Here is a 1138-nt window from a genome sequence, read left to right on the forward strand (position 1 = left end):
AAATAAATCCGTTAATGCTAGACATTCTAGCATTAACGGATTTATTTTTAACAAAAGCCAACGAACAATATAAATTCTCGAAAGAAATAGATTCGAGATTGAAAGAATATTTTTTTCAATATGATTGGCCAGGAAATGTCCGTGAATTGAATAATATAGTGGAAAGGCTCGTTGTCCTAACAAATAATCAATTACTTTCACTTAGCGATCTTCCGGAAGAATATCAGCAGGTAAATCAGAATCATTCCAACCTTAAAGGCACACTTACTTTAAAAGAAGCGGTAGAAAGAGCGGAAAAGGAAATATTGACGAAAGCGGCGCAAACCTACCAAACTACATATGAAATCGCAGAAGCCCTAGATTCGAGTCAGGCGACAATTGTGAGGAAACTTAAAAAATATCAATTAAAGGTCAGTGAAAAGGATAAATAGTAAGAGGGGATTTCCGTTTATCGGAAATCCCCTCTTACTATTTATCGCCACCCGTTGAATAACAAATATTAGTGACTCTCGTTATTTTAGGTCTTCATTCACTTAATTCAGAAATGATTTTTTCAGTCAAAAGTGAATGATGACTATCCTATATAGAACCCCTATTATTCATTTATATGATTCAATAATGAATTTTCTGGGACTTTGAAATAGCCACAGTAACTGTGTTTAACTATGGCACAGCACTTGCATATTAATAAGGAATTAATCTACGGAATTTCCATGTAGAAAGTGTGAGGTGAGATAGTTGATTGTTCCAGGTGATCGACCATAAAATCAGCTTATACAGAATGCTTTCCAACACTGTAAAGAGGTTTGGGGACAGGGCAGCCATTTATTATGAAGAACAAATGATTACTTATGCGAAATGTGGATGGTCTTGCAACTGCTTGTTATAAGGCTGGGGCAAAAAAGTGTAATAAAATTGGTTTCTTGCTAGGTAATCAACCCGATTATCTAATCGCCTATTATGCTGCTAGTAAACTAGGAATGATCATTATACTAATCAACCCATGATGTATGGTTAGAGAAATGTCGAAGATTCAAGAAGACGTACAATTGAAATACTTAGTCGTCGGCAATGAAAGCGCTAACAAGTCGGGCGTTTTATCAGCTACTTCAGACATTGTATATATGTAGGTGGTGAT

The 1138-nt window shown here is 35.5% G+C and carries 2 protein-coding genes; both read left to right on the forward strand.

Features of this window, described 5'->3' with window-relative positions:
• The coding region (locus AC1DUW_RS29855) for an AAA-type ATPase lid domain-containing protein (RefSeq protein ID WP_477644311.1) at window positions 1-431 on the forward strand (431 nt) is incomplete at its 5' end.
• 420 nt (window positions 432-851) lie between these two features.
• Window positions 852-1007: a hypothetical protein gene (locus AC1DUW_RS29860; protein ID WP_477644312.1), complete on the forward strand. Its 156-nt coding sequence runs from the start codon at window positions 852-854 to the stop codon at window positions 1005-1007.
• The last annotated feature ends 131 nt before the right edge of the window (window positions 1008-1138 follow it).

Source organism: Peribacillus sp. P4_C12 (assembly GCF_056402095.1).

What these genes read in the sequence shown, in the direction of transcription:
- AC1DUW_RS29860 (WP_477644312.1), top strand. Translation starts at nt 852, where the DNA reads ATGCGAAATGTGGATGGTCTTGCAACTGCTTGTTATAAGGCTGGGGCA.